Raw genomic sequence first — 26,269 nt, forward strand, 5'->3', positions numbered from 1 at the left:
CGTAGCGCCGATCTCTTGTTACCGTTCGAGTAGCCCGGTTGCTGGTGCATCCCCCGTCGCCAGCAACCGGGTTCTTCTGTTTCCGGCCTCGCTCACCCGCCGACACCGCACGTCAACTGCCCGTGTCCGAGGGGAAGTTGCTGCCCGAGCGCAACAGCAGCGGACCGTCTCCGATCGCTTCGGCGAATTCCGTGACAGCCGTGTACGCGGCCGCCTTGCCGCGGCTCGGCTCGTGCGGCGTCTCACAGGACTCCGGCTCGTCCTCGGCGGCCACCGTGCACTTCGTCTGCACGGTGCGGCCCGCGGGGCCCATGAGGCTCAGGAAGGCGTCCAGAGCGCGCCCTGTGGCGTTGCGGTAGTAGGTGCGCGCCCAGGTGTCCTCGCCCTGGGAGAGCACACAGGTCTGCGCCTCCACTCCGTCGGGGGAGGTCAGTTCGGGGCCGCAGCGGGCCGCGGTGGCCAGGCCGAGCCCCAGCAGCAGCGGCGACCTGGAGGACGCGGCGGAAGGGTCCTTGGGGTCGGCACCGTCGTCGCCGCGCCCGGCGTTGCCGTCGGTCGCGCGCCCTTCGGCCCCCTCAGCAGTTTCGGCCCCTTCGGCCGCACGCGGATCGCCCGCTGCTCCGGCGGCGCCCGTGCGGCGGTCCGCCGCGTCGGCAGCCCGCTCGCCGGCCGCGTCGGACGAGCGCTCGCCGCGCGGGTGCACATCGGCCCGGCCGGACGCCTGTCCGTCCTCGCCGGCCGGCCCCGCGGACGCCATGGCCAGAGGCAGAGCGATCGCGCAGGCCACGACGCCCCCCAGGGCGAGCAGACGAAGGTTCATGTAGCGGAAGATAGAGGGCGAACGCCGACGTCCCGGCCGGCGCGCGCCCGACACCCCTACAACTCGGGGGCGCTCACACCCGTACGAGTGAGGGCGTCCACCACGGCGTCCACCACGGCCTCGACGTCGGGCACCCAGGGCGAGGCCGAGCCGGGCAGGGGAGCCCGCTCCCAGCGGATGTCCCCGCTCCCCGTCGCCGACGGGGGCAGGGCGAGGTAACCGCCCTCGCCGTGGAAGCGCAGGGAGCCCGGCACGAAGTCCTTGGCGTAGAGCAGCTCACCCAGCTGCTCCATCGAGTACGGCCGGACGAGGATGGACCAGCGCGTGGGCGAGGCGACGACCGGCCCGAGGCGCATGCCCTGCTCGTCGAGCGCCACGAGCGCGCGCGACGCCGCGAGGGCGGGGAGGCTGACCGCACAGGGGGCGATGCCCCCGGTGGCCAGGATGATCGGTGCGGCCGGCCGGTTGCCCCACCACCAGCGCACCATGCGCGCGTCGCAGGTGGCGGCGAGGAGGCCGGGGTCGAAGGGGTGAGCACCGGGGACCGTGCACTCCGGGTCGGGGCAGGTGCAGCGGGACGTGCTCCGCTGGTCGGCCGCCGCGCCCGGGAGGACGGGCCACTGCCAGTCCGTCGCGAACGTCAGTGCCGAGTCGATCAACTCAGGTCCCGCGTCGCCGGACTGGGACAGGAGCCTGCGTCGCTTTCCGAGGATCTCGCGCATGAGCGCTCGTTCCTTTCCGTTGCACCGCTGGCAACACCGTGGGCCACATCACACCATGTGTCGATCACTTCACTGTGCGTACCTTTTGGCGCATCACACCCCTGTCCTGGACAAGGGGAACCCCTCAGGGTCGAGCGGTGACTGCTCGCGCAGCCACTCGGTCCGACTCGCGTCCATCTAAATGCTGGGCGTGGCGTGGGGTGGCGAAGTCTGGCGTTTAACGTCGCACGTATTTCTCTTCGCCTCCGCCGCGGGAGGATGGGGCACGGTCGTCGATGGCTATGACGCCCGGTGCGGTCACCAGGTTCCGGAGGCTCCCCACGAGCTTCCGACGACCCCTGGCCCTTACCGAGTACGTACCCATCACGACCGCTGTGACGCTCCGTGGAACAAGGCCAGTCGACCGCAATCAACCGTTACCCGAGGCAGTTTTAAGCCAATCTTGCAATTTCGCAAGGGAGCCGGAAGAACCGTGCGCGATTCTCCCAAAGACCCCGTGGACACCAGCGACCTCGGCAGGACAATGCTGGACATCCCCTCACGAGTGCGTGTACATGTGGAGACACCGCTAGCGGCGCAGAATGACATGGGGGTTTGCGATGCTTTTGAGCAATACGCTCCGGTCCGAGAGCCGGACGCCATGAACGCCCCTCACCCTCCGAAAGTGGCCGGAATCGATCCCACGGTTCCCTCGCCCGCACACACTGTCCCGCCCGCGCCCGCCGTCCCGGGCGTCTCCGCCGTCCCCGCGGCCGCCTCCGTCTCCGCAGATCCGTCGTCCGGCCCGCCCGGCATGTCGGGCCCCGGAGCCCTGCTGACGGACCGGCTGGCCGGCTGGGTCTCGGACCTCACCACACTGCACGAGCTCACCGAACGCCTGGCCCGCACGGTCGTGTTGCAGGACGCCCTCCAGGAACTGCTGCACGCCGGAGCCGCCCTCGTGGGCGCCCGCCGCGGCCTCGTCGTCCTCGAACCGGCCGACCGGCTGGGCCCCGACACCACCATCGGACTGGGCCTCGGCCGTGCCGACCTCGGCCATATCGAGACCGTCCCGCGCAGCGCCCTGTCCTACGGCCGCATCCTCGACGGGCTGCCCGGCGGCGAAGGCGAGATCACCGAGCCCGACCTGCTCTCCGGCGACGGCCTGGACCCCCGTCATCGCGAGGTGGCCGCCCGGCTCGGCTACGCCGCCAGCTACGCGCTGCCGCTGGAGCCGGACGGCGCGTCGGGCAGACTCGGCGCGGCCGTGTGGCTCTACGACGAGCCCGCCGAGCCGGGCGAACGCCAGCGCCACCTGATCGGCCTGTACGTCCGGTACGCCGCCGAGCACCTGGCGCGGCTGGTGGAACTCGAGCGCACACGCGCGTGCATGAAGACCATGTCCGAGGAGCTGCTGCCGTCCCGGCTGCCGCGCGTGCCCGGCGTCCAGCTCGCCGCCCGGCACCGCACCGGTCCGCGCGGGGGCGGCGACTGGTACGACGCGCTGCCGCTGCCGGACGCCGCGCTGGGGCTGGCCGTCGGGTCCGTCACCGGGTCCGGGCCGAGCGCCGTCGCCGCGATGGGCCGGCTGCGCGCCTCCCTGCGGGCGTACGCGGTGATGGAGGGCGAGGACCCCGTCGCCGTCCTGTCCGATCTGGAGCTGCTGCTGCGGCTGACCGAGCCCGCACGGTCCGCCACCGCGCTGTTCGCCTACTGCGAACCCGCCCTGCGCAAGATCACCCTGGCCGGCGCGGGGCACTGCCCGCCGCTGCTGGTCGGGGAGCGCCGCACGGAGTTCGTGGAGACCTCCGTCTCCGCGCCGCTGGGCATGCTGGCCTGCTGGGAGGCGCCCAGCGTCGAGCTGGAGGCCGAACCGGGCGAGACGGTTCTGCTCTACACCGACGGGCTGCTGCACCGCACCGGCGACCCCGCCGACCGTGCCTTCGCCCGGCTGCACGCGGCCGCCGCCGGGGTGCCGAAGCCACTGCGTCAGGACCCCGGGGCGGTCGCCGACCACGTGCTGCGCACGATGCTGCCGGACGGCCTGTACGAGCAGGACAGCGACGAGGACGTGGTGCTGCTGGCGGCCCGTTTCGAGTAGGGCCGCGACGACAGCAGGTAAGAGGTCATTCGGGCCTGGGCCCCCTTCCGTACGACCGTACGATGGAGGGGGTCCAGTGCCGTATCTAGGAGGATGACCATGGCTGACGAGCCCACCCCGGCTGTGCCGGATGACGCTGCCACCGCAGCGGGCCCGGAGACTGAGCCCGAGGAGCCCGTCAAGCAGCGGAAGAACGGCCTGTACCCGGGCGTCTCCGACGAGCTGGCCGAGAGCATGAAGTCCGGCTGGGCGGACACCGAGCTGCGCGACCTGGAGCCGATTCCCCAGGCCGACGAGACCGCCGCCCGCCGCGCCGCCCTCTCCGCGCGTTTCCCGGGCGAGCGACTGGTGATCCCGGCGGGCAACCTGAAGACCCGCTCCAACGACACCGAGTACGCCTTCCGGGCCTCCGTCGAGTACGCGTACCTCACCGGCAACCAGACCGAGGACGGCGTCCTGGTGCTGGAGCCGGTCGACGGCGGCCACACGGCCACGATCTACCTGCTGCCGCGTTCCGACCGCGAGAACGGCGAGTTCTGGCTGTCCGGCCACGGCGAGCTGTGGGTCGGCCGGCGGCACTCGCTCACCGAGGCCGAGAAGCTGTACGGCATCCCGGCCTCCGACGTGCGCGAGCTGGCCGACCGGCTGCGCGAGGCCACCGGTCCGGTGCGCGTCGTGCGCGGTCACGACGCGGGCGTCGAGGCGGCGCTGACCGACAAGGTCACCGCCGAACGCGACGAGGAGCTGCGCGTCTTCCTCTCCGAGGCCCGTCTGGTCAAGGACGACTTCGAGATCGGCGAACTGCAGAAGGCCGTCGACTCCACGGTCCGCGGCTTCGAGGACGTCGTGAAGGTCCTCGACACCGCCCGGGCCACGAGCGAGCGCTACATCGAGGGCACGTTCTTCCTCCGCGCGCGTGTGGAGGGCAACGACGTCGGCTACGGCACCATCGCCGCGGCCGGCCCGCACGCCTGCACCCTGCACTGGGTGCGCAACGACGGCCCGGTCCGCTCCGGCGACCTGCTGCTGCTCGACGCGGGCGTGGAGACGCACACGTACTACACCGCCGACGTCACGCGCACGCTGCCCGTCGACGGCCGCTTCACCGAGATCCAGAAGCAGATCTACGACGCCGTGTACGAGGCCCAGGAGGCCGGCATCGAGGCCGTCCGGCCGGGCGCCAAGTACCGCGACTTCCACGACGCCGCGCAGCGCGTGCTCACCGCGAAGCTCGTCGAATGGGGCCTGGTCGAGGGCCCGGTGGAGCGCGTTCTCGAGCTCGGTCTGCAGCGTCGCTGGACGCTGCACGGCACCGGCCACATGCTCGGCATGGACGTCCACGACTGCGCCGCCGCGCGCGTGGAGTCGTACGTCGACGGCACGCTGGAGCCCGGCATGGTGCTCACGGTCGAGCCCGGTCTGTACTTCCAGGCCGACGACCTGACGGTGCCGGAGGAGTACCGGGGGATCGGCGTCCGGATCGAGGACGACATCCTCGTCACGCAGGACGGCAACCGGAACCTGTCGGACGGCCTGCCGCGCCGCTCCGACGAGGTCGAGGCCTGGATGGCTTCGCTGAAGGGCTGACGGTCGGGCGACGGCCGGGTACGGGGCCGGGTACTGGTGAGTGCCCGGCCTTTCCCGTGTCCGGCCTTTCCCGTGTCCGGCCATTCCGGGGCCGGGCCTTTCCGGGCCGGCCTGCCCAGGGCCGGGCGACCGCACCGTCCGGGGGTTTCATGTCCAGGGGGGACTTGGTGAACGATTTCTGGTCCGGGGTCGGCGTCGATCTGCATCTCGAGCCCGACAGCGGCGAGGGCCGGCGGAGCGGTCTGGAACGGGCGCTGCGGGACGCCGTGCGAGAGGGACGGCTGGCGCCCGGCAGCCGGCTGCCGGCCACCCGGCGGCTCGCGGCCGAGACCGGCATCTCCCGCAACACCGTGAAGGCCGCCTACGACCAACTGGTCGCCGAGGGCTATCTGACGGCGCGGCAGGGCTCGGGTACCCGGGTCGCCGTCCTGCCGTCCGCCGTGGCCGACCCGCTGGGCGCGGCCACACGCGCGCGTGAGCCGCGCTTCGATCTGCGTCCCGGCAGCCCCGACGTCGGGACGTTCCCGGCGGCGGCCTGGCTGCGCGCGCTGCGCCGAGCCATCGCGACGGCGCCCTCGCTCGCATACGACTACGGCGACCCGCGCGGCCGCATCGAGCTGCGCACCGCGCTCTCGGAGTACCTGGGGCGGGCGCGGGGCGTCATCGCGCCGCCCGAGCGGATCGTGGTCACGTCCGGGTACGTGCAGGGCCTCGCGCTCCTCACGCGCGTGCTGGACGGCGGCCGGGTCGCGATGGAGGACCCGGGGCTGCCGTTCCACCGCGAGGTCGTCAGGCGCAACGGCGGGACGGTGACGCCGACGCCGGTCGACGAGCAGGGGGTGTGCGTCGCCGGCCTGGGCGACGCGCGGGCCGTGGTCGTCACGCCCGCCCACCAGTACCCCACCGGCGTGACGCTGGCGCCGGGGCGGCGGCGCGCCCTGACCGAGTGGGCACGCGCGTGCGACGCGCTGATCGTCGAGGACGACTACGACGGCGAGTTCCGCTACGACCGGCAGCCGGTGGGCGCGCTCCAGGGGATGGCGCCGGGACAGGTCGCCTATCTGGGCACCGCCTCCAAGACCCTCGGGCCCGCGCTGCGACTCGGCTGGATGGTGCTGCCGCCGCAGCTGGTCGACGCGGTCGCGGACGCCAAACTGCACAGCGACCATCACACCGAGTCGATCGGCCAGCTGGCGCTCACCGAGCTGATCGACAGTCACGCCTACGACCGGCACGTCCGCGCGTCCCGGCTGCGCTACCGGCGCCGCCGGGACCTGCTGCTGGAACGGCTGGGAAGGCGCCGGGGCGTACGCGGGATCGCGGCCGGACTGCACGCGCTGGTGGACGTCGGCGACGAGGAGGCGACGATCGCGCGGGCGGAGGCCGAAGGGCTGGCGGTGGGCCGTCTCGGCGATCACTGGCACACACCCGGAGCCGGACCCGCGCAAGGGCTGGTCGTCGGGTACGGGACCCCCCGGGAGCGGCTGTATCCGCAGGCGCTGGACGTGCTGGCCAAGGTGCTGGACGGGGAGTGATTGGACCAATTTTCCGGACCTCTATTGGTGCTGCCGAGAGGCCCAACCGGGTTCTAGCGTCATGGGTATGCCGAAGACTCGCTCCCAGCGGACCCGCCCTCACCGGACCAGCCGCCGGTCGGCCGGCCCCCAACGGACCGGACCACAGCGCCTGCTCGCACTCGCCCAACTGAGCAACTCGGTGGGGGACGGGGCGTACTACACGACGTCCGCCCTGTACTTCACGCAGATGATCGGTCTCGCCCCCGCGCGCGTGGGGCTCGGTCTCACCCTCGGGTGGGCGGTCGGCTCGCTGGCCGGGGTGCCCCTGGGCCGACTGGCCGACCGGCACGGGGCGCGGGGGACCGCGGTGCTGCTGGCGCTGGCGACGGGACTGGCCGTCGCCTCCTTCACCCTCGTGCGCGGGTTCGTGCCGTTCGTCCTCGTGGCGTGCGGCTACGCGGCCGCCCAGTCGGGGCTGGCGGCGGCCCGGCAGGCCCTCCTGGCCGGGCTGGTGCCGGCAGTTGAGCGGACGGGGCTGCTGGCGCGCCTCCAGGCGACGCTGAACGCGGGTCTGGCCGTGGGCGCGGGGCTCGGCGGCCTCGCGCTGCACGCCGGCACCCGGGCGGCCTACCTCGGTGTGTTCGCCGTCGACGCGGTGAGCTTCCTGGTGTGCGCGCTGCTGCTCGCCTCACTGCCCCGGGTGGCGCCCCGGGCGCTCCGCCCGAGCGGGAGCGGGAGCGGGAGCGGGAGCAAGAGCGGGAGCGGGAGCGGGAGCAAGAGCGGGAGCGGGAGCGGGAGCAAGAGCGGGCTGGGTGTGCTCCGCGACCGGCCCTATGCGCTGGTGGCGCTCCTCAACACCGTGCTGCTGCTGCGGATGCCGCTGCTGAGCCTCGTGCTGCCGCTGTGGATCACCGAGCGGACCGGGGCGCCCGCCTGGCTGGTCTCCGCGCTCTTCGTCCTCAACACGGCCGCGGTGACGGTGTTCCAGGTACGGGCGGCGCGCGGGGTGACCGGGCTGGAGAGCGCCACGCGCGCGGTGCGCCGCGCGGGCTGGGTGATGTGCGCCGCCTGCGCGGTGTTCGCCCTGTCCGCGGGGGCGTCCCCGTGGGTGGCGGCGGGCGTCCTCGTGCTGGGGTCGGTGCTGCAGGTGGCGGCGGAGATGGGGCAGTCCGCGGGTTCCTGGCAGCTCTCCTTCGACCTGGCCCCGGCCGACCGGGTCGGCGAGTACCAGGGCCTGTTCGGCACCGGCGTCACCGTGGCCCGCACCCTCGGCCCGCTGGTCCTGACCTGGCTGCTGGTCGAGTGGGGTACGCCGGGCTGGCTGCTGCTGGGCGCGGCCATGGTGGCGGCGTCGTACGCCATGGGCCCGGCGGCGCGAAGGGCGGCGGCTGGACGGGACGCCGCAGGACGGTGCACGGAGACGGCCGGGGCGGCGGAGTCGGCACCGGCCGAGGGGGCGCCGGCGGAGGGGGCGGCCGAGGGGGCGCCGGAGCCAACTGCCTCGGCGACGGCCGCGGTGACGGCCGCGGTGACGGCGACGGCTTCGGCGACGGCCTGACCCGCCGGCCCGGGGGCGAGTGCCGGAACGGGTTGCGACCGCGTCACGCGGCTCCTGTCGATACGGCTCCGGTCGATGCGGCTTCCGTCGGTGCGGCGGCCGGGAGGGAGTCGACGAAGAGTGCGCCCGACAGGAGGCCCGCGCTGCCGCGGGGGCTCCACGTGCGCGCGTGCAGGTCGGCGTCGAAGGCGACCAGCGCCTTGGCGCCCGGTTCCGTCGACGTGCCGCCGGCCTCGAGGACCGCGCGGGCGCCCGCCTGGACGTGACGCAGGCCCAAGGGGCCGACGGTGTGCAGAAGTTCGGTGTCCTGGAGGGTCGACATCACCGTGAGCAGGGCGTCGAGACGGGCCTCGGCCTCACCGGCGCCGGCCGTGCGCGCCCGCGCCAGGGCGTCCAACGCCCTTCGCACATGCGGGAACCCGGCGCGGGCCTCACCGCGGGCGCCGGCCGCGCCGTACTTCGCCGACACCGTCGCACCCCGCGAGGGCCGCCGCGGGGCGGCCCGGTCGGGGTGCGCGGCGATCCGCTTGGCGGTCGCGGTGACCTCGACGCCCCGCGCCCGGGGTTCCAGGGCCGCCGCCGCCACCAGCAGGCCGAGCGTCCACAGGGCGCCCCGGTGCCCGCCGCCGGTGAGGCCCACCGAGTGCTCGGTGCACCGTCCGATCGCGCCCAGCTCCTCGCGGAGCCCGGGCGTGGGCTCGCCGGTACGGCGGGCGGCCGCGGCCATCGCAGCGAGTCCGGGTGCGAGCGCCTTGGCCGACCAGCGCAGCCCGCAGTGGTCCCGGCGGGTGACCCGGGCGGCCAGGTCGCGGGGATCGGGCAGACCGGGTTTGGGCGCCAGTGCCAGTTGGCCCGTCAGCGCGGCCACCGCGGCCTGCGCGAGCGCCTCGTCCTCACGGCTGGGCATGGACCAGCCCTCAGGAGGACGCGGACGCCGTCGGGGCGTCGCTCGGCGGAGTTCCCGTGGGGGCGCCGCTCGGGGGCGTGCCGCCCGCGCCGCCTCCTCCGCCGCCACCGCCCGCGCCGGTGTTCTCGGCGTCGGGGTCGACGCCCAGGGTGAGGGACCCCTTGTAGCCCTTGGACGGGTCGGCCTTGTGGACGGCCTTCAGCGTCAGCAGCCCGCTGGACGCGCCGCCGCCGTCGTAGACCATGTCGTCGGCGAGCACGGTGTAGCTGCCGGTGTGCTTGGCGTACGGCTCCAGGGCGAAGATCTCCTCGGCGACGTCGTCGGGGAAGAACAGCTGGCCGGTGTGGTTGACCTTGCCGCCCTCGTAGGTGCCGTCCTCCTTCTGGCCGCCGGTGTGCACCTTGAGGTGGATGTGGCAGGTGCGGGGCGTGTACCAGCCGGGGAAGATGGTCTCGAACTTGACGACCCCGCCTGCGTCGGCGATCTGATAGCCGCGCAGATAGGTACCGTCGTTCGCCGTGGAGCCGTCCTCGCTCTCCGCCGGCGCCGAACCGCCGGGGTTGGCGGTGGTATAGCCGGAGTAGTAGCCCCAGGCGTCGCAGTGCCAGATCTCGACCGCGGCGCCCGCGACCGGGGTGCAGCCGTCGGTGGCGTCCACGACGGTGAGCCGCAGGGTCAGCGGCACTCCGCTCTTGCCCTCGGTGATGTCCTTGCGCACCAGGGCGCCGTCCAGGTAGTAGGGCCCCTCCGTGACGCTCGTCATCAGGGTCATGCAGGTGGTGCCGGTCGAACCGGCGGAGGCCGACGCACTCGCCCCGGCCGTCGTGCCGGCCGTCGTGCCGGTGTCGGCGAAGGCGGCCTGGTAGCCGGCGGCCGCGAGTCCGCCGGCCGCGACCGTGCCGCCGGTGACCGCGAGGGCGCGCCGCCGGGTGATGGAGGTGTCCTTGTGCTGTCCCGTCATGGACATGAAGGTAGGAACGCAGGCCGTCAGCGGGCTGAAAGCCCGCTGAGAGGAACCTGTGAGTGCCGAGAGACCGGAAGCACGGTCTGCCGGGCGGGTCTGACGGCCCGCAGGGCGGACGGGGCCCCGTGCACCGCCTGCGCCCACGCGCGCTGCCCGCTCACGGCGCTGCCCGCTCACCGCGCCGCCGGTTCACGCGACGTTGCCGGCTCACACCTCGCCGTCGGCTCACACGGCCATCAGCGGGGCGTCCTTGCGCCATTTCAGGATCTTGTCGAAGCTCACGACCGCCCCGCCGCGCCCCGGCTTGTTGCCGATGTGGACGTGGTCGGCGAGCTCCTGGATGAGGAACAGGCCCCGGCCGTGCTCGGCGTCGGCGTTCGTGCGCACCGGCGCGGGAGCGGGGCGCTCGCCGGTGAACCCCGGGCCCGAGTCGGCGACCTCGATGCGGCACGTCTCGCCGTCGAGGTAGGCCGTCACCCGGTACGCCTCGGAACAGCCGCCGATCGCGGTGTCCCCGCCGTGCTCGACGGCGTTGGCGCAGGCCTCGCTCAGGGCGACGGAGAGGTCGTAGCTGACGTCGGGATCGACGCCCGCCGTCTCCATCGTGCCGAGCAGCAGGCGGCGGGCGAGCGGCACGCTCGCGGCTTCGCGCCGCAGATGGAGTGACCACCAGATGCTCATGCTCCAGCCTCCTGGCTGCGGCTCGACATACCGATACGTATTGCCGCCCGCAGCCGTATGTAAGCGTGAATTCCGCGTGATGCCGCCCATATGGGGGATGCCCGCAGGCAGGAAATCGGTGTATGTGGGACGCAGAAGCATCAGTCACACCACTCACCACAGAAGATGATCTTCCGCATCGCGCGGATCGTGTGGACCTGCCGTAGGGCGGCGGTAAGGCCAGTGCGATGATGAGCCCGCCATGACTGCCCCCTCCAGCGAGCGCTCCGGTCGCGATCTCCGGCTGCTGCGGGCCGCGGTGTTCGCCGCGGTCTGTGTCGTGCTGGCCGCGGTCGGGCACACGGCGGCCTCCTGCGCCGCCGTACCGCTGTGGACCCTGGGCGTGGGCTTCGTGGCCGTGTTCGCGGTGGCGGCGCCGCTCGCGGGACGCGGACGCTCGCTGCCGGGCATCGCCGTGCTTCTCGCGGTCGGACAGACCGTGCTGCACGTCCTGTTCGGGCTCGGGCAGCACACCGCCTCCGTCTCGGCCGCCGCTTCGACGTCCGTTTCGCGTTCGGTTTCCTCCGCCTCCGCCTCCGCCTCCGCCGCACTGTCCGCGTCCGACGCCTCGCTCGTCGAACGGGCGGCCCGACTGGTGTGCGGGGCCACGGCCGCGCCGATCAGTCCGGCCCAGGCCCAGAAGATGCTCGTCGACGCGCGGCTCTACTCCCCCGGCGCGGGCGCGGGCGGCGGCACGGGCGGCACCGGCATGAGCGGCATGGCCGGGATGAGCTCGATGCAGCATCCCGTGGACGCCCTCGCCACCACCGGCTCCGCGATGTCGCTGCTGCCGTCCCTGCCCATGCTGCTCGGCCACGTCCTCGCGGCAGTCGCCGCCGGGTGGCTGCTGCGGCGCGGCGACACGGCTCTGCTGCGCCTGCTCGCCCTGTCCGCCCACGGCGTCGCCGAGGGGGCGCTCGTACGGTCCCTGCGCGGAGCGCTCGCGCTGGTGCGCGCCCTGCTCGCGGGGCTGCCGACCGCGCCGGGCACGGGAGTTCGCGTCCCGCGCCCCGCGCTCCGCACGCCGGAATCACCTCGCACCACCACGCTGCAGCACTCGGTGATCAGACGAGGTCCGCCGGACGTGTCCGTACTCGTCCTCGCTGCCTGACGCGACACGACCTGCACTCCACTCCCGGGGGCGGCCGCCGTCGCGCGGCACCTGCGCGTGCGCATCGGCGTGCCCGCGCCTCACCCTCACCCTCGGAATCACTCAGAGTGGAGTGCTCGCTGTCATGAAGGCCCCACGCATCGCTTCCCGTACCGCCTGCCGGGTGGCCGCCGCTGCCGCTGCCGCCGGTAGCGCCGTGCTCGTCCTGTCCTCGCCCGCCTTCGCGCACGTCAGCGTCGCCGCCGAGGGCTCCGCCGCGAAGGGCGGTTACGCGGTCGTCGACTTCAAGGTCCCCAACGAGCGGGACAACGCCTCGACCACCAAGCTCGAGGTCGCCTTCCCGACCGACCACCCGCTGGCCTCCGCGATGCCGGAGCCGATCAACGGCTGGACGATCCAGGTCACCAAGGCCAAGCTCGCCAAGCCCATCGAGCTGCACGGCAAGCAGATCTCCGAGGCGGTCTCCAAGATCACCTGGACCGCCGCGGGCGACGGCGTGAAGCCGGGGTTCTTCCAGAAGTTCCCGGTCTCCGTGGGCGCGCTGCCCGAGGACGCCGACGAACTGGTCTTCAAGGCGATCCAGACGTACTCCAACAAGGAGGTCGTGCGCTGGATCGAGGTCCAGGCGGACGGCGCGGAGGAGCCGGACAACCCGGCCCCGGTGCTCGCCCTGACCGCCGCCTCCGAGAACGGCCACCACGGCGCCGCCGCCGCGAACGCCGCAGAGGAGTCCGACGACGCCAAGGCCGCCGCCAAGACGACCGAGGCCGCCTCCGAGGTGGACGGCAGCGACACCACCGCCCGCGTCCTCGGCGTGGTCGGCATCGTCGTCGGCGTCGCCGGTGTGGCGTACGGCGTGCTCGCCGGCCGCCGCCGGACCACGACCGAGGCCTGAACCGCCGGTCGGCGCGGGCGGCCGCCGTCGCCCGCGCCGGCTCCTCGACGACGCGCGCCCCGGGGCGCCCGGCTCATCCAGCGCTCTCGCCGTACACCCGGAACTCGCCCGATTTCACATATCTGGGACATTTCTCTATGCGCAAGAAGACGTTCGCCGTGGCCGCGCTGTTCGCCGCCGCCACTCTCACCCTCTCCGCCTGCAGCAGCGACGACGGCACGAGCCCCGTGGCCGTGGTCTCCCAGGAGGGCAAGCAGCAGGCCGCGACCGTGCTGGACCAGCCTTTCGCCAAGCCCGCCCTGGTCCTCACCGACACCCGGGGCGCCTCGTACGACCTGCGCAAGGAGACGGACGGCCACCCGACGCTGGTCTACTTCGGCTACACCAACTGCCCGGACGTCTGCCCGCTGACGATGAGCAACATCGCCGTCGCGAAGAAGCAGCTGCCCAAGGCGGAGCAGGACGAGCTGCGCGTCGTCTTCGTCACCACGGACCCGGACCGCGACACCCCGGCCGCGCTCGGCACCTGGCTCAAGGGCATCGACCCCCAGGTCGTCGGCCTGACCGGGAAGTTCGCGACGATCCAGGCCGCCGCCCGCTCGCTCGGCATCTCCGTCGAGGCGCCGCACAAGGACAAGAACGGCAAGATCGTCTCCACCCACGGCACCCAGGTCGTCGCCTTCTCCCCGAAGACGAACGGCGGATACCTGCTGTACGGCGAGGACGCCAAGGTCGACGACTACATCAAGGACCTGCCCAAGATCATCAAGGGCGAGAACCCGTGAGGACGGCACTGCCGGGCCGGGAGAGGTCCGGCGGAGGGGAGTCCGGCCGGGAGAGGTCGTGCCGGGCGAGGTCCGGCCGGGAGTGGTCCGGCGGGAAGAGGTCCGGCGGGAAGAGGTCCGGCCGGGCGGGGCGGGCGCGGTTGCTGGCCGCGTCCTCCGCGGTCGTCACCGGGACGCTGCTGCTGGCGGCGTGCGGATCGGACGCGGACGGCCGGGCGGAGCTGTCCGTCCGTGCCGCCTACATTCCGCAGCCCGTATCCGCGACCATGGCCGCCGGTTTCCTGACCGTCGTCAACGAGGGCGGCGCCAAGGACGAGCTGACCTCCGTCACCAGCGCCGCGGCGGGCAGCGTCACCCTTCACGAGACCGTCGGGTCGTCGATGGAGGAGGTCACCGCCCTCGACGTGCCCGCCCACGGTCAACTCGTGTTCAAGAGCGGCGGAAACCACCTGATGTTCGAGAAGCTGAAGAGCAAGCCGGTACAGGGCGGGACGGTGACCGTCGAACTCCACTTCGCCTCGTCCGGCCCGCTCGAGGTCGAGATCCCGGTGAAGTCCGCCACGTACGACCCGACGACCGGCCACTGAGGGAGGGACCACCTTGACGCAGACCATCGCCCCACGCGTCCGGATGCTCGTGCTGCTGTTCCTGGCGGTCGCCGGCGCGCTCCTCGCCGGCGCCGGACCCGCCTCCGCGCACGCCGCGCTGACCGGCAGCGACCCCGCGCAGGGGGTGGTGGTCGACAAGGCTCCCACGCAGGTGACGCTGACCTTCTCCGAGACCGTCTCGATGAACGACGACTCGTTGCGCGTCCTCGACCCCAAGGGCGCCCGGGTCGACGACGGCAAGCCGTCGGAGGTCAGCGGCACCACCTACGCCGTCCAGCTGCACTCGGGGCTGCCCGACGGCACGTACACCGTGACCTACCAGGTGGTCTCCGCCGACAGCCACCCGGTCGCCGGCGCCTACACCTTCTCGATCGGCTCCCCCTCGCAGACCAGCGTCTCGGTGTCCGACCAGGAGGCCGGCGGCGGAGTCGTCGGCCGGCTGTACGGCTTCGGCCGGTACATGTCGTACGCCGGGTTCATCGTGATGGTCGGCGGGGGCGCCTTCGTGCTGGCCTGCTGGCAGCGCGGCACCGGCGTGCGGTCCCTGCAGCGGCTCGTCGTCGCCGGCTGGCTCGCGATGACCGCGGCCACCTTGTTCCTGCTGCTCCTGCGCGGCTCCTACAGCCGCTCGGGCACGCTCGGCGACGTCTTCGACCTCGCTCTCCTGGGCGAGGCCCTGCAGACCAAGACCGGCGCGGCCCTGGTCTCCCGGCTGCTGCTGCTCGCCGCGGCCGCCCTGTTCATCGCCGTGCTCTTCGGCGCCTACGACAAGCGCGACGACGACGAGAAGCGGGACCTGACCTTCGGGCTCGCCATCGGCGGAACCGTCGTGGCGGCCGGACTCGCGGCGAGCTGGGCCATGGCCGAGCACGCCTCGACCGGACTGCAGCCGGGCATCGCGATGCCGGTCGACGTGCTGCACCTGTTGGCGGTCGCGACCTGGCTCGGCGGGCTCGCCGCACTGCTCGTCGCGCTGTACCGCGCGCCCGCCGACCGTCCCGTCGACGCCATCGCCGTCCGGCGCTTCTCCCAGGTCGCCTTCGGCAGCGTCCTCGTCGTGGTCGCCACCGGCGTCTACCAGTCCTGGCGTCAGCTCGGCTCCTGGTCCGCTTTCACCGACACCCGCTACGGACAGCTGCTGCTCGTCAAGATCGGACTCGTGGCGCTGCTCGTCGGCCTTGCCTGGATCTCCCGACGGTGGACGGCACGGCTGGCGGCTCCGGCGGCCACCGAGGCGGCGGTTCGCACGTCCGCCTCCAGGGCGTCGGCCGCGGGGAAACCGGCCGCCGGGAAGTCCGCGTCCGGGAAGTCCGCGCGCGGGAAAGAACGCGTCCCAGCGGCGGCCGCCGGGGCAAGCGGCCACGCGGCCGGGGCGGCCTCGGGCGACACCGCGAGCGACAAGAGTCCCAAGTCCTCCAAGGGCTCCAAGGGCTCCCAGTACGGCAGGGCCCCCGATGGCTCCAAGGGCTCCGAGGACTCCAAGGGCAAGAGCAAGAACGGTTCCGGAGGCGGCGAGCGGGCCGCGCAGCTCGCCCGGCAGCGGGCGGCGGTGGACGCCGCGCGGCAGAAGCGGCTGCGGAACGCGGACGGCGATCGCTTCGGCCTGCGCCGCTCGGTGCTCGCCGAGGCCGGGGTCGCCGTCGTCCTGCTCGCCGTCACCACTGTCCTGACGTCGACCGAGCCGGGCCGTACGGAGCAGGACGCCGCCAGGGCCGCCCGGTCCTCCTCGTCCGAGGCTTCCGCGGCGGACTCCGCCTCAGGCGCCCTGACTCTGGACATGCCGTTCGACACCGGCGGCGCCGACGGCAAGGGCGTGGTGAGCGTGGACCTCGATCCCGCCCGCGCCGGCGCCAACGAGATGCACGTGTACGTGACGCGGCCCAACGGCCGTGCCTTCGACGTGCCCGAGGTGAAGGTCGCCTTCACCCTCGAGGCCAAGAGCATCGGGCCGCTGCCCGTGGCCCCCGACCACATCACCACCGGCCACTGGTCGGCGAACGGCGTGCAGATCCCCATGTCCGGCGAATGGAAGATCGCCGTGACCGTGCGGACCTCCGACATCGACCAGGTGACCGTCTCCAAGAACGCGCAGATCGGCTGACCCCGCATGCCTGACCAGTCCCTCCCCGAGGCCCCTACCCCCGTGACCCGCACCGGGGCCCGCACCCCGGAAGACCCTGCCCCGGCCTCCGTCCCGGCCGACGAGAGCGCCGAGCGGGCCGCCTCGGCGGAGTCCCCCGGCAAGGACCTGACTCGACGCCGGCTGCTCGGGGCGGCCGGCGCCTCCGGACTCGTCCTCGGCGTGGCAGGCGCAGCCGTGGGATACGCGGCGGCGCCCGCCCAGGCGACGCCGTTGTCATCGGTCGGGGCGGGGCAGGCGATGTTCCACGTGAAACATCAGCCCGGCATCACCCAGGGCCTCCAGGCCCGCGGCCATCTCGTCGCCTTCGACCTCGCGGCCGGCGCCGGGCGCAAGGAGGCAGCCGCCCTGTTGCGTCGCTGGTCGGAGACGGCCCGGCTGCTGATGGCGGGTGAGGCTGCCGCACACGGTGACACGGATGTGGCCCGGGACGCCGGACCGTCCTCGCTGACGGTCACCTTCGGTTTCGGCAACAGTTTCTTCACCCGCACCGGACTGGAGAAGGAGCGCCCGGTCGCTCTGGACCCGCTTCCCGCCTTCTCCTCCGACCATCTCGACGCGAGCCGCAGCAACGGCGATCTCTGGGTGCAGATCGGCGCGGACGACGCTCTGGTCGCCTTCCACGCCCTCCGGGCGATCCAGAAGGACGCGGGCGGTGCGGCGAAGGTCCGCTGGCAGATGAACGGCTTCAACCGGACGCCGGGCGCGACGGCCCACCCCATGACGGCCCGCAACCTGATGGGCCAGATGGACGGGACCCGCAACCCCAAGCCGGCCGAGGCCGACTTCGACCAGCGCATCTTCGTCCCGGCGGACAGCGGGAAGGACCCCGCGTGGATGGCGAACGGCTCCTACGCCGTCGTCCGCCGGATCCGGATGCTCCTCGACGACTGGGAGAAGCTGTCGCTGAAGGCACAGGAACAGGTCATCGGGCGCCGGAAGGCGGACGGAGCGGCGCTGTCGGGGGGCACCGAGACGACCGAGATGGACCTGGAGAAGACGGACGCGAACGGGGACCTGGTCGTCCCGATCAACGCGCACGCCCGGATCACCCGCCCCGACCAGAACGGCGGCGCGGCGATGCTGCGACGCCCCTTCTCCTACCACGACGGCATCGACCCGGACGGCGCTCCGGACGCGGGTCTGCTGTTCGTCTGCTGGCAGGCGGACCCGCTGCGCGGCTTCGTCACCGTGCAGCGCAAGCTCGACCGCGGGGACGCCCTGTCGCAGTACATCCGCCACGAGTCGAGCGGGCTGTTCGCGGTGCCGGGCGGCGCGGCGAAGGGCGAGTACGTGGGGCAGCGGCTGCTGGAGGCGTGAGACGGATCGTCCGAACCACGCACGACGAGGGTGCATCGCGACGGACGACGCGGGTGCCGGAGCCGGGCCGGTGCCGGTGGGTGGTGGGGGGTGGAGGGTGACGGCTGCCAGCTGCGGGCACCCGGCCCGCGGCTCCCGGCTCCCGGCCGCGGGAGGTTACGCCTTCGCGGGCGGATTCATTCCTGCGAGGGGGAGTCGTGAGACGTATGCGCCCCGCTGCACAAGGGCCATTAGGGTGAGGTCATGCCAGCGAGCTATGCGTATCTCGGCCCCGAGGGCACCTTCACGGAGGTCGCCCTGCGCACGCTTCCGGAGGCGGCCACCCGGCAGCTGATCCCCTACGTGTCGGTGCAGTCCGCGCTCGACGCGGTGCGCACCGGCGAGGCCGAGGCCGCGTTCGTGCCCATCGAGAACTCCGTCGAGGGCGGAATCACCACCACGCTCGACGCGCTGGTCGCGGGCACACCGCTGATGATCTACCGCGAGGTGCTCCTGTCGATCACCTTCGCGCTGCTCGCCCGGCCCGGCACGGCGCTGACGGACATCAAGACGGTTTCCGCCCATCCGGCGGCGCAGCCGCAGGTGCGCAACTGGCTGAAGGCGAACCTGCCGGACGCCGTGTGGGAGTCGGCCGCCTCGAACGCGGACGCCGCCCGACTGGTGCAGGAGGGCCGTTACGACGCCGCGTTCGCGGGCGAGTTCGCGGCCGCCCGGTACGGGCTCACCGCCCTGGAGACGGGTATCCACGACGCCGAGAACGCGCAGACCCGGTTCGTGCTGGTGGGCCGGCCCGCCCGGCCTGCCGCGCCGACCGGTGCGGACAAGACGTCCGTGGTGCTGTGGCAGCGGGACGACCATCCCGGCGGTCTGCGCGACCTGCTGGGCGAGTTCGCCACCCGGGGCGTCAACCTCATGTTGCTGCAGTCCCGGCCCACGGGCGCCGGTATCGGCAACTACTGCTTCTGCATCGACGCCGAGGGTCACATCACCGACCGCCGGATGGCCGAGGCGCTCATGGGGCTGAAGCGGATCTGTCGCGAGGTGCGCTTCCTGGGCTCGTATCCGCGTGCGGAGGTGAGTGCGGCGGACGTCCCGGCGCCGCTGCCGGGGACCTCGGACGCGGAGTTCGTGGCGGCCTCGGACTGGGTGGCGCGCTGCCAGGACGGCCGTTTCTAGCCAGTCCTACCTGCATATCTTCGTTATCCACAGAAGTTATCCACAGCCCTGCTTCTCGACCTGGGGACAAGTCGACAACGAAGTACCACGCAGTCGACAAATCGGCCTGTGTCTCCTCAAGGCGGCTCGCAACCCGCACGCCACCCTTCGTCCACCTGTTTCCTTCGATCGATCCTTTGGGGCGACGCAATTCCACCCGAAAGTGGCTACGCGCGGCGTCCGGCCAAGGAATTCGACGCAGGATGGACAGGCTTCGGAATGATCCATTCCGATGTCCACAGACCTTTCGCACACCCTGTGGATAACTCGCACGAGGCGCGGACTCCTGTGGACAACCCGGCCCCCAAATCCCGTGCACCGCAAGGAAATCGAGTCAATGAGACGCCCGTCACATAGTCCGTCCCAGGGAGTGAGACGCGTTTTATTGACACGCTGGGCAATTCCCTCATAACGCAACGTAAGTCGCGATTCGGAAGGCCGGCCGGTGGTCTCGGAATGGGAGTCGTGAGCGCCGACCCCGCACGGGTAGCCTTGGCCGCGTGATTGACCTTCGCCTGCTCCGTGAGGACCCCGACCGTGCGCGCGCCTCCCAGCGTGCCCGTGGAGAGGACGTCGCGCTCGTCGACGCTCTCCTGTCTGCCGACGAGCGGCGCAGGTCGTCCGGCGTCCGCTTCGACGAGCTGCGCGCCGAGCAGAAGTCGCTCGGCAAGCTCATCCCCAAGGCCTCCGCGGACGAGAAGGCCGAGCTCCTGAAGAAGGCGAGCCAGCTCGCCGCCGACGTCAAGGCAGCCGACGCCGAGCGCGACGCCGCCGACGCCGAGACCCAGGAGCTCGTGCAGCGACTCGGCAACCTCGTGCACCCCGACGTGCCCGTGGGCGGCGAGGAGGACTTCGTCACCCTCGAGACGCACGGCACGATCCGTGACTTCGGCGCCGAGGGCTTCGAGCCCAAGGACCACCTGGAGCTCGGCCAGATCCTCGGCGCGATCGACGTCGAACGCGGCGCCAAGGTCTCCGGCTCCCGCTTCTACTTCCTCACCGGCGTCGGCGCCCTGCTCGAGCTGGCCCTGGTGAACGCGGCGATCGCACAGGCCACGGCGGCCGGCTTCACACCGATGCTCACGCCCGCGCTGGTGCGCCCGCAGTCGATGGCCGGCACCGGCTTCCTCGGCCAGGCCGCCCAGGACGTCTACCACCTCGACAAGGACGACCTCTACCTGGTCGGCACCTCCGAGGTCCCGCTCGCCGCGTACCACATGGACGAGATCATCGACGCGGACCGGCTGCCGCTGCGCTACGCGGGCTTCTCGCCCTGCTTCCGCCGCGAGGCCGGCTCGCACGGCAAGGACACCAAGGGCATCTTCCGCGTCCACCAGTTCGACAAGGTCGAGATGTTCTCGTACGTCGTTCCCGAGGACTCGCAGGCCGAGCACCAGCGGCTGCTGGCGTGGGAGAAGGAGTGGCTGTCCTCGCTGGAACTGCCGTTCCGCGTCATCGACGTCGCGTCCGGCGACCTCGGCTCCTCGGCCGCCCGCAAGTTCGACTGCGAGGCCTGGATCCCGACGCAGGGCAAGTACCGCGAGCTGACCTCGACGTCGGACTGCACCGAGTTCCAGTCCCGCCGCCTGTCGATCCGCGTCCGCGAGGGCAAGCAGGTCCGCCCGCTGGCCACGCTGAACGGCACGCTGTGCGCCGTCCCGCGCACGATCGTCGCCATCCTGGAGAACCACCAGCAGGCCGACGGTTCCGTGTACGTGCCCGAGGTGCTGCGCCCGTATCTCGGCGGCCGGGAGGTCCTGGAGCCGGTCGCCAAGTGAGCACCGAGCCTGCCGCCGGACAGTTCCCCCACCGGTTGATCGCGACCGACCTCGACGGGACGCTCCTGCGCTCCGACGACACGGTCTCGCAGCGCACCCGGGACGCCCTCGCCGCGGCCACCGCGGCGGGGGCCGTGCACATCGTCGTGACGGGCCGCGCGGTCCCGTGGACCCGGCACATCCTCGACGACCTCGGCTACGACGGCCTCGCGGTCTGCGGACAGGGCGCCCAGGTGTACCACGCGGGCGAGCACCGTCTGCTGACGTCCGTGACGCTGGACCGCCAACTCGCCGGCGTGGCCCTCGCCAAGATCGAGGCGGAGGTCGGCCCGCTGCACCTGGCGGCCAGCCGGGGCGGTCTGGACGGGGAAGTGCTGGTGGGACCCGGCTACGCGCTCAGGGGCGCCCTGCAGTCGACCCCGCTGACGGACGCGTCCGACCTGTGGTCCGCCCCGCTGAACAAGATCTTCATCCAGCACCCCGAGCTCTCGGACGACGCGCTGGCCGAGGCGGCCCGCAGGGCCGCGGGAGGTTTCGTCACGGTCGCCGTGGCCGGCGCGGGCATCGTGGAGCTGCTCCCTCTGGGGCTCTCCAAGGCCACGGGCCTCTCGCTGGCGGCCCGCCGCCTGGGTCTCAAGGCCGCCGACACGATCGCCTTCGGCGACATGCCCAACGACATCCCGATGTTCGCCTGGTCCGCCCGCGGCGTGGCCATGGCCAACGCCCACGCGGAACTGAAGGCGGTGGCGGACGAGATCACCGCCTCCAACGACGCCGACGGCATCGCCACCACCCTGGAAGCCCTGCTCCCCTGACCCCCAGAAGCACCCGGGGAGGGACCGACTGGGGGCGCGGCTGAGGGCGCGGGGGAACCGCGCAGACATGACCGCAAGCGATCAGCGGCGCAGACAGGGGCGCGGGGAACCGCGCAAAGATCGCCGCAGGCGATCAGGGGCGCGGGGAACCGCGCGACCAGCCTCCACCGGCCCGCAGGACCGAACCCGCCCGCAGATTCAGCGGGTTGGGGGAACCCTGGGGGACACCCCCTCGAGAAACTCTTGCGCCGAACCTCGCCCGGTCCCAGTGACAACGTCTCGCGGAGGATGCACGGATCGAACGTGCGCGGGGTCGCCCCCGACCACGGCTTAGCAAGCCGGTGCCTTGCCTCTCGGCCAATCCTCCGGGTGGGCGGCCCACGCGAGAGCGACATCGCGTGCTCGAAGCGGCCGCCCCGGGCAGCTCCCGTGTGCGGTGCGGTTCGTCGGAGGGGTAACTACTCCGGAACCCGCCGCCGGCTGCCCTGAAGGGAGTTCGACGCACTGCCGTGCATGGACATCGTCGAACTCCTCTCCCGGTCCGGTGACGCCGGATCCCCTCCGGCGTCCGCGCCTTGGGCCTCGGGCCTTGGGCGTACGACCACTCTGCCCCGGGGGCGAGCCGGACGCCACCGAATAAAACAACCGTGCGAAAAGCCTGGCCGGGCCGGGCAGGCCGGGGACCTAGCGGCGGCGCCATCGGCGACGGCGCGCCTTGCTGAAGAACCAGCCCGCGGGCGGCTCGTCCGACCGCCAGGGCTGGGGCTCCGGCTCCTCTGCGCGCCATCGTGCGGCGAGCATCCGGGCCCGGGCCGACGGCTCGGAGGCCCCGGCGGCCCGTACGAAGCCCTCGTCCAGGACGAGGTCGTCCCAGACCTCGCCCTCGCCGGACCGTCCGCGGGCGTCGTCCGCCGCTGTGTCGTCCGCCATCCCGTCCTCCTGGCCGAGTGTCCTGCTGTGTCTTGCCGTGTCCTGCCGTGTGATGTCGAGCCGAGCCGTGCGAACGGTGTCCGCTCGGCCCAGTGTGCGCAGACGCCGGTGAAGCCGCCGTCAGGAACGCCCCGCGCGCACCCGGCGGGCGCCGCTCACTCCTCTCCCGCGAGCGTCAGCGTCCGCAGCTTCTGGCCGGCGTACCAGGTGGCCAGCACGGTCACCGCGACCAGCAGCACCGTGGCCGTGGTCAGCCCGACGTCCGAGGTGACGAGGTCCCCGCCGGCCACCTTGTGAGCGACGGCCAGCGACCACTGCTGGACACTGAGCGTGCGTGCCCCCGGCACCAGGGAGCCGAACAGGGCCTCCCAGACGAGGGCGTAGACCAGACCGAAGACCACCGCGTGCCGGGACACCGTGCCCAGCAGCAGGAACAGGGCGGCGTAGGCGATGGAGGAGACCAGCGCGGCCACCGTGTAGGCCACGGCGATCTGCTGGCCGTTGCCGTTGAGGATGAACCCGGCGATCAGCGTCGGAAGGGCCGAGAAGACCATCGTGACCGCGATCGCCACGATCAGCTTGGTGAAGATGATCGTGGGCCGCTTCAACGGCTTGGACAGCAGATAGACCACGGAACCGTCGTCGATCTCCGGGCCGATCGCGCCTGTGCCCGCGATGACGCCGATGATCGGGACCATCGTGGCGAGCGCGAGCCCGCCGAGCAGGTCCGACGCCGTCTGATCGTCGGCTCCGGCCAGGCCGCGCACGACCACGGAGATCGCGATGAGCAGCAGGGGCAGGGCGCCCAGGATGAGGGCCCGGCGCCTGCCGAGCAGAGCCCGGTAAGTGAGCCGGGCGACTGTGGGGTCGTACATCTGCAAGGCCTCCTACGCCGCGACCAGGTACGAGAAGACGGACTCGAGGGACTCGTCGGACGGCGAGACCGTGAGCAGCCGGATGCCGTGGTCCCTGGCGACCTTCGGCAGCAGCGTGGTGAAGCGGCCGAAGTCGACGGCCTGGACGCGCAACGCGCCCTCCGCCAGGTCGACCTCGATGCCTGAGGTCGACGGGTCGGCGATCAGCGCGGCGGCGAGGGCCCGGTCGTCGCTGGAGCGCACCAGGTAGCGGTGCGGCCGGTCGGTCATCAGGCGGCGGATCTTGCGGAAGTCGCCGCTGGCCGCGTGCCGGCCCGCGACGACCACCTCGATGTGCCAGGCGAGTTGCTCGACCTCTTCGAGGATGTGCGACGAGAACAGCACGGTGCGGCCTTCGTCGCCCATGCGGCGCAGCAGGTCCATCAGTTGCATGCGCTGGCGCGGGTCCATGCCGTTGAACGGCTCGTCGAGGAGCAGCAGCGAAGGGTCGTGGACGAGGGCGCTCGCCATCTTCACGCGCTGGCGCATGCCCTTGGAGTACGTGTCGATCTTGCGGTCCTGCGCGTACTCCATCTCGACCGTGGCCAGCGCCTTCTGTGCGGCCTTGGCCCCCAGGCCGTGCAGTTCGGCGTTGGCGACCACGAACTCGCGGCCGGTGAGGAAGTCGTACATCGCCTCGCGCTCGGGGACGACGCCGATGTGCCGGTAGATGTCCTCGTTGCGCCAGACGGGCTGTCCGTCGAGGGTGACCGTGCCGGTGGAGGGCGCCAGGAAGCCGCCCATCATGTTGATGAGGGTGGACTTGCCGGCGCCGTTGGGTCCGAGCAGGCCGGTGACGCCGGGGCCGATGGTCATGGTGACGTCGTTGACGGCGACCACGTTGCCGAACCAGCGGGAGACGTGGTCGATGCTGAGCGTGGTCACAGGCCCACCTTCCGGTAGCGGCGGATCAGGAGGCCGTAGCTCGCGGCGATCAGGCCGAGGAGGACGAGGACGTAGACCACGCCCTCGCCGTTCGTGGGACCGACCCCGCCCGGGAAGGCGGAGGTCGCGCCGAGGAAGGCCGACTGCACGCCGTCGATCAGCGTGACCGGCGAGAAGAGGCCGATCCAGGCGATGGAGCCGGTGCTGTTCTGGGACTCGGCGATGGCCTGGAGCGTGGAGACGGCCCCGTAGGAGATGGTCAGCACGGCGATGACGGCGGCGATGCCGAAGCCGCGCCGCGGCGTCGCCGAGGCGATGACCAGGCCGATGCCGGCGAAGAGCAGGGAGAGCAGTGCCACGGAGACGAGTCCCTGACCGAAGCCCTCGGTCTGGTCGGCGAAGTCGAGTTTGGCCAGCAGCGCGCCGGCGTACAGCACGAGCAGCGGGGCCGCGGTGAGGACGAACAGCGCCGAGGCCAGGGCGGCGAACTTGGCGCGCACGTAGTCCGCGGTCTCGATGGGCCGCGAGAAGTACAGCGGCACGGTCTTGAAGCGCAGGTCGCGCGAGACGGACTGGGGCGCCTGCGAGGCGACGTACAGGCTGATGACCGCCTGCATGATGATCGCGTACCGCGTGTAGTCGACCGGCAGTTCCTTGGCCTTGGTGGCGACGGCCACGGCCACCATGATGGCCGCGGGCACGCAGATCACCACGAACAGCAGCATCGGCAGCACCTTGGACTTCACCGAGCGGCCGAGGCCGTAGGCGCCGCGCAGGGACTGCGAGTACAGGGAGCGGCGGGCGTAGGCGCGGCCGAGGCGGGGGCCGTCGTAGCTGCGGTAGCCGATGTTGTGGATACGGGTCTGGTCGCCCGAGGGGGCGGTGACCGGGTGCTCAACTGCCATGGCCGACGGCCTCCTTCCGCTGCTGGTCGCTGCTGGCGTCGCTGTCCTTGAAGACCTCGGAGATGTGGTGCCTGCGCTGTTCCATGCGCACCAGGCCGAGCCCGAGGTCGGCGACCGTGTCGCGGACGACGTCGTAGGTCTCCTCGCCCTGTGCGGTCAGCAGCAGGATGTGGCCGGCGCCCGGCAGGCCGCTGCCGGCCTCGGCGACCTCCACCCCGCGCGCGTGGAGCGCCTCACGGACCGCGCGGGTGCCGTCCGGGTGCTCGTCGGTGTCGGTGACCTCGATGGCGAGGGTGGTGGTGGTCTGGGTGAAGTCGGTGGTGGAGCTGGAGCGCAGGAGTTTGCCGCCGTCGACGACGACGACGTGGTCGCAGGTGCGCTCGAGTTCGCCCAGCAGGTGGGAGGTGACGAGGACCGAGATGCCGAAGTCGGTGTGGATGCGGCGGATCAGGCCCAGCATCTCGTCGCGGCCGACCGGGTCGAGGCCGTTGGTCGGCTCGTCGAGGAAGACCAGCTGCGGGTCGTGGACCAGTGCCTGGGCGAGCTTCACGCGCTGCTTCATGCCGGTCGAGTAGCCGCCGATGGGGCGGTAGCGCTCCTCGTACAGACCGACGTGGCGCAGGGTGTCCGCGGTGCGCTCGCGCGCGGCGGTGGGCGGCAGGCCGGACATCCGCGCCATGTGCACGACGAACTCGGTGGCCGAGACGTCGGGCGGCAGGCAGTCGTGCTCCGGCATGTAGCCGACCCGCTCGCGGATGTCGGCGCCCCTGGTGGCGACGTCGAGGCCGAGCACCTCGGCGCGGCCCTCCGTGGCGGGCGACAGACCCAGCAGGATCTTGATCAGTGTGGACTTGCCGGCCCCGTTGGCTCCGACGAGCCCGGTCACACCGGGCCCGACGTCCACGGAGAGCCGGTCAAGAGCGGTCACCCGGGGGAACCGCTTGCTCAGGCTTTCGGTCGCGATCACAGTCACGTCCATAAAATTAGTGACGCACGCCACGAATTTCGTCAGACCTCAGAGCCGTCTTCGCCTCAGACCTCAGATGTACGGGCCCGTAGGGGATCCCATGCCTGAGAGCTACGGAACGTGGCC

The 26,269-nt window shown here is 72.3% G+C and carries 23 protein-coding genes and 1 tRNA gene; 13 read left to right on the forward strand and 11 right to left on the reverse strand.

Annotated elements, in window-relative coordinates; all coding sequences use genetic code 11:
• Nucleotides 1-112 precede the first annotated feature (112 nt).
• Entirely contained in the window at nt 113-820 is a 708-nt protein-coding gene (locus ACN6LD_RS21910) for a hypothetical protein (RefSeq protein ID WP_319188307.1), read from the reverse strand.
• 56 nt (nt 821-876) lie between these two features.
• Nucleotides 877-1,542: a bifunctional DNA primase/polymerase gene (locus ACN6LD_RS21915; RefSeq protein WP_319188309.1), complete on the reverse strand. Its 666-nt coding sequence runs from the start codon at nt 1,540-1,542 to the stop codon at nt 877-879.
• A 523-nt stretch (nt 1,543-2,065) separates the two neighbouring features.
• Between ACN6LD_RS21915 and ACN6LD_RS21920 the strand changes: the two genes are divergently transcribed.
• From ACN6LD_RS21920 to ACN6LD_RS21935, 4 genes are all read left to right on the forward strand, one after another.
• A complete protein-coding gene (locus ACN6LD_RS21920) occupies nt 2,066-3,622 on the forward strand; it encodes a PP2C family protein-serine/threonine phosphatase (protein WP_445044069.1) in 1,557 nt (518 codons plus the stop codon).
• 93 nt (nt 3,623-3,715) lie between these two features.
• Nucleotides 3,716-5,209: an aminopeptidase P family protein gene (locus ACN6LD_RS21925; RefSeq protein ID WP_319188311.1), complete on the forward strand. Its 1,494-nt coding sequence runs from the start codon at nt 3,716-3,718 to the stop codon at nt 5,207-5,209.
• 167 nt (nt 5,210-5,376) lie between these two features.
• Entirely contained in the window at nt 5,377-6,744 is a 1,368-nt protein-coding gene (pdxR, locus tag ACN6LD_RS21930) for a MocR-like pyridoxine biosynthesis transcription factor PdxR (RefSeq protein ID WP_445044056.1), read from the forward strand.
• 67 nt (nt 6,745-6,811) lie between these two features.
• A complete protein-coding gene (locus ACN6LD_RS21935) occupies nt 6,812-8,284 on the forward strand; it encodes an MFS transporter (RefSeq protein ID WP_445044057.1) in 1,473 nt (490 codons plus the stop codon).
• 43 nt (nt 8,285-8,327) lie between these two features.
• On the opposite strand, the gene ACN6LD_RS21940 is transcribed toward ACN6LD_RS21935, so the two are convergent.
• The 3 genes from ACN6LD_RS21940 to ACN6LD_RS21950 form a co-directional block, all read right to left on the reverse strand.
• Entirely contained in the window at nt 8,328-9,191 is an 864-nt protein-coding gene (locus ACN6LD_RS21940) for a triphosphoribosyl-dephospho-CoA synthase (protein ID WP_319188317.1), read from the reverse strand.
• A 10-nt stretch (nt 9,192-9,201) separates the two neighbouring features.
• Entirely contained in the window at nt 9,202-10,152 is a 951-nt protein-coding gene (locus ACN6LD_RS21945; protein ID WP_319188319.1) for an intradiol ring-cleavage dioxygenase, read from the reverse strand.
• A gap of 228 nt (nt 10,153-10,380) precedes the next feature.
• Nucleotides 10,381-10,836, reverse strand: a complete 456-nt coding sequence (locus ACN6LD_RS21950; protein WP_319188321.1) for an ATP-binding protein — start codon at nt 10,834-10,836, stop codon at nt 10,381-10,383.
• Between the two features lie 241 nt (nt 10,837-11,077).
• Between ACN6LD_RS21950 and ACN6LD_RS21955 the strand changes: the two genes are divergently transcribed.
• The 9 genes from ACN6LD_RS21955 to ACN6LD_RS21995 all read left to right on the forward strand — a co-directional run bounded on the left by ACN6LD_RS21955 (nt 11,078) and on the right by ACN6LD_RS21995 (nt 21,542).
• Nucleotides 11,078-11,986: a hypothetical protein gene (locus ACN6LD_RS21955; RefSeq protein ID WP_445044058.1), complete on the forward strand. Its 909-nt coding sequence runs from the start codon at nt 11,078-11,080 to the stop codon at nt 11,984-11,986.
• A 124-nt stretch (nt 11,987-12,110) separates the two neighbouring features.
• Nucleotides 12,111-12,881: a YcnI family copper-binding membrane protein gene (locus tag ACN6LD_RS21960; protein ID WP_445044059.1), complete on the forward strand. Its 771-nt coding sequence runs from the start codon at nt 12,111-12,113 to the stop codon at nt 12,879-12,881.
• A gap of 137 nt (nt 12,882-13,018) precedes the next feature.
• Nucleotides 13,019-13,666: an SCO family protein gene (locus ACN6LD_RS21965; protein ID WP_319188325.1), complete on the forward strand. Its 648-nt coding sequence runs from the start codon at nt 13,019-13,021 to the stop codon at nt 13,664-13,666.
• A gap of 140 nt (nt 13,667-13,806) precedes the next feature.
• On the forward strand, nt 13,807-14,253 hold the full coding sequence (locus ACN6LD_RS21970; RefSeq protein ID WP_319188327.1) for a copper chaperone PCu(A)C: 447 nt from the start codon (nt 13,807-13,809) through the stop codon (nt 14,251-14,253).
• 13 nt (nt 14,254-14,266) lie between these two features.
• A complete protein-coding gene (locus ACN6LD_RS21975) occupies nt 14,267-16,375 on the forward strand; it encodes a copper resistance CopC/CopD family protein (RefSeq protein WP_319188329.1) in 2,109 nt (702 codons plus the stop codon).
• A gap of 6 nt (nt 16,376-16,381) precedes the next feature.
• On the forward strand, nt 16,382-17,734 hold the full coding sequence (gene efeB, locus ACN6LD_RS21980) for an iron uptake transporter deferrochelatase/peroxidase subunit (RefSeq protein WP_445044060.1): 1,353 nt from the start codon (nt 16,382-16,384) through the stop codon (nt 17,732-17,734).
• A gap of 243 nt (nt 17,735-17,977) precedes the next feature.
• Nucleotides 17,978-18,910, forward strand: coding sequence for a prephenate dehydratase (pheA, locus tag ACN6LD_RS21985; protein ID WP_319188334.1), 933 nt, complete (start codon nt 17,978-17,980; stop codon nt 18,908-18,910).
• 539 nt (nt 18,911-19,449) lie between these two features.
• The gene (serS, locus tag ACN6LD_RS21990; protein WP_319188336.1) at nt 19,450-20,727 is read left to right on the forward strand and encodes a serine--tRNA ligase; all 1,278 of its coding nucleotides are present in this window, start codon (nt 19,450-19,452) and stop codon (nt 20,725-20,727) included.
• Nucleotides 20,724-21,542 (forward strand): HAD family hydrolase, encoded by an 819-nt coding sequence (locus tag ACN6LD_RS21995; RefSeq protein ID WP_319188338.1) that lies wholly within the window; start codon nt 20,724-20,726, stop codon nt 21,540-21,542. The genes serS and ACN6LD_RS21995 overlap by 4 nt, the downstream gene beginning before the upstream one ends.
• 282 nt (nt 21,543-21,824) lie before the next feature.
• Here ACN6LD_RS21995 and ACN6LD_RS22000 read toward each other — a convergent pair.
• From ACN6LD_RS22000 to ACN6LD_RS22025, 6 genes are all read right to left on the reverse strand, one after another.
• Nucleotides 21,825-21,909, reverse strand: a tRNA-Ser gene (locus tag ACN6LD_RS22000).
• Between the two features lie 317 nt (nt 21,910-22,226).
• Nucleotides 22,227-22,472, reverse strand: a complete 246-nt coding sequence (locus ACN6LD_RS22005) for an SGM_3592 family protein (RefSeq protein ID WP_445044061.1) — start codon at nt 22,470-22,472, stop codon at nt 22,227-22,229.
• Nucleotides 22,473-22,627: 155 nt separating this feature from the next.
• Complete coding sequence (locus ACN6LD_RS22010; RefSeq protein ID WP_319188341.1) at nt 22,628-23,347, reverse strand: ABC transporter permease; 720 nt, start codon at nt 23,345-23,347, stop codon at nt 22,628-22,630.
• 12 nt (nt 23,348-23,359) lie between these two features.
• The gene (locus tag ACN6LD_RS22015) at nt 23,360-24,271 is read right to left on the reverse strand and encodes an ABC transporter ATP-binding protein (RefSeq protein WP_319188343.1); all 912 of its coding nucleotides are present in this window, start codon (nt 24,269-24,271) and stop codon (nt 23,360-23,362) included.
• Nucleotides 24,268-25,176, reverse strand: coding sequence for an ABC transporter permease (locus ACN6LD_RS22020; RefSeq protein ID WP_319188345.1), 909 nt, complete (start codon nt 25,174-25,176; stop codon nt 24,268-24,270). The genes ACN6LD_RS22015 and ACN6LD_RS22020 overlap by 4 nt, the downstream gene beginning before the upstream one ends.
• Nucleotides 25,166-26,143 (reverse strand): ABC transporter ATP-binding protein, encoded by a 978-nt coding sequence (locus ACN6LD_RS22025; RefSeq protein WP_319188346.1) that lies wholly within the window; start codon nt 26,141-26,143, stop codon nt 25,166-25,168. The genes ACN6LD_RS22020 and ACN6LD_RS22025 overlap by 11 nt, the downstream gene beginning before the upstream one ends.
• Between the last annotated feature and the right edge of the window lie 126 nt (nt 26,144-26,269).

Source organism: Streptomyces sp. SAS_272, from assembly GCF_052543235.1.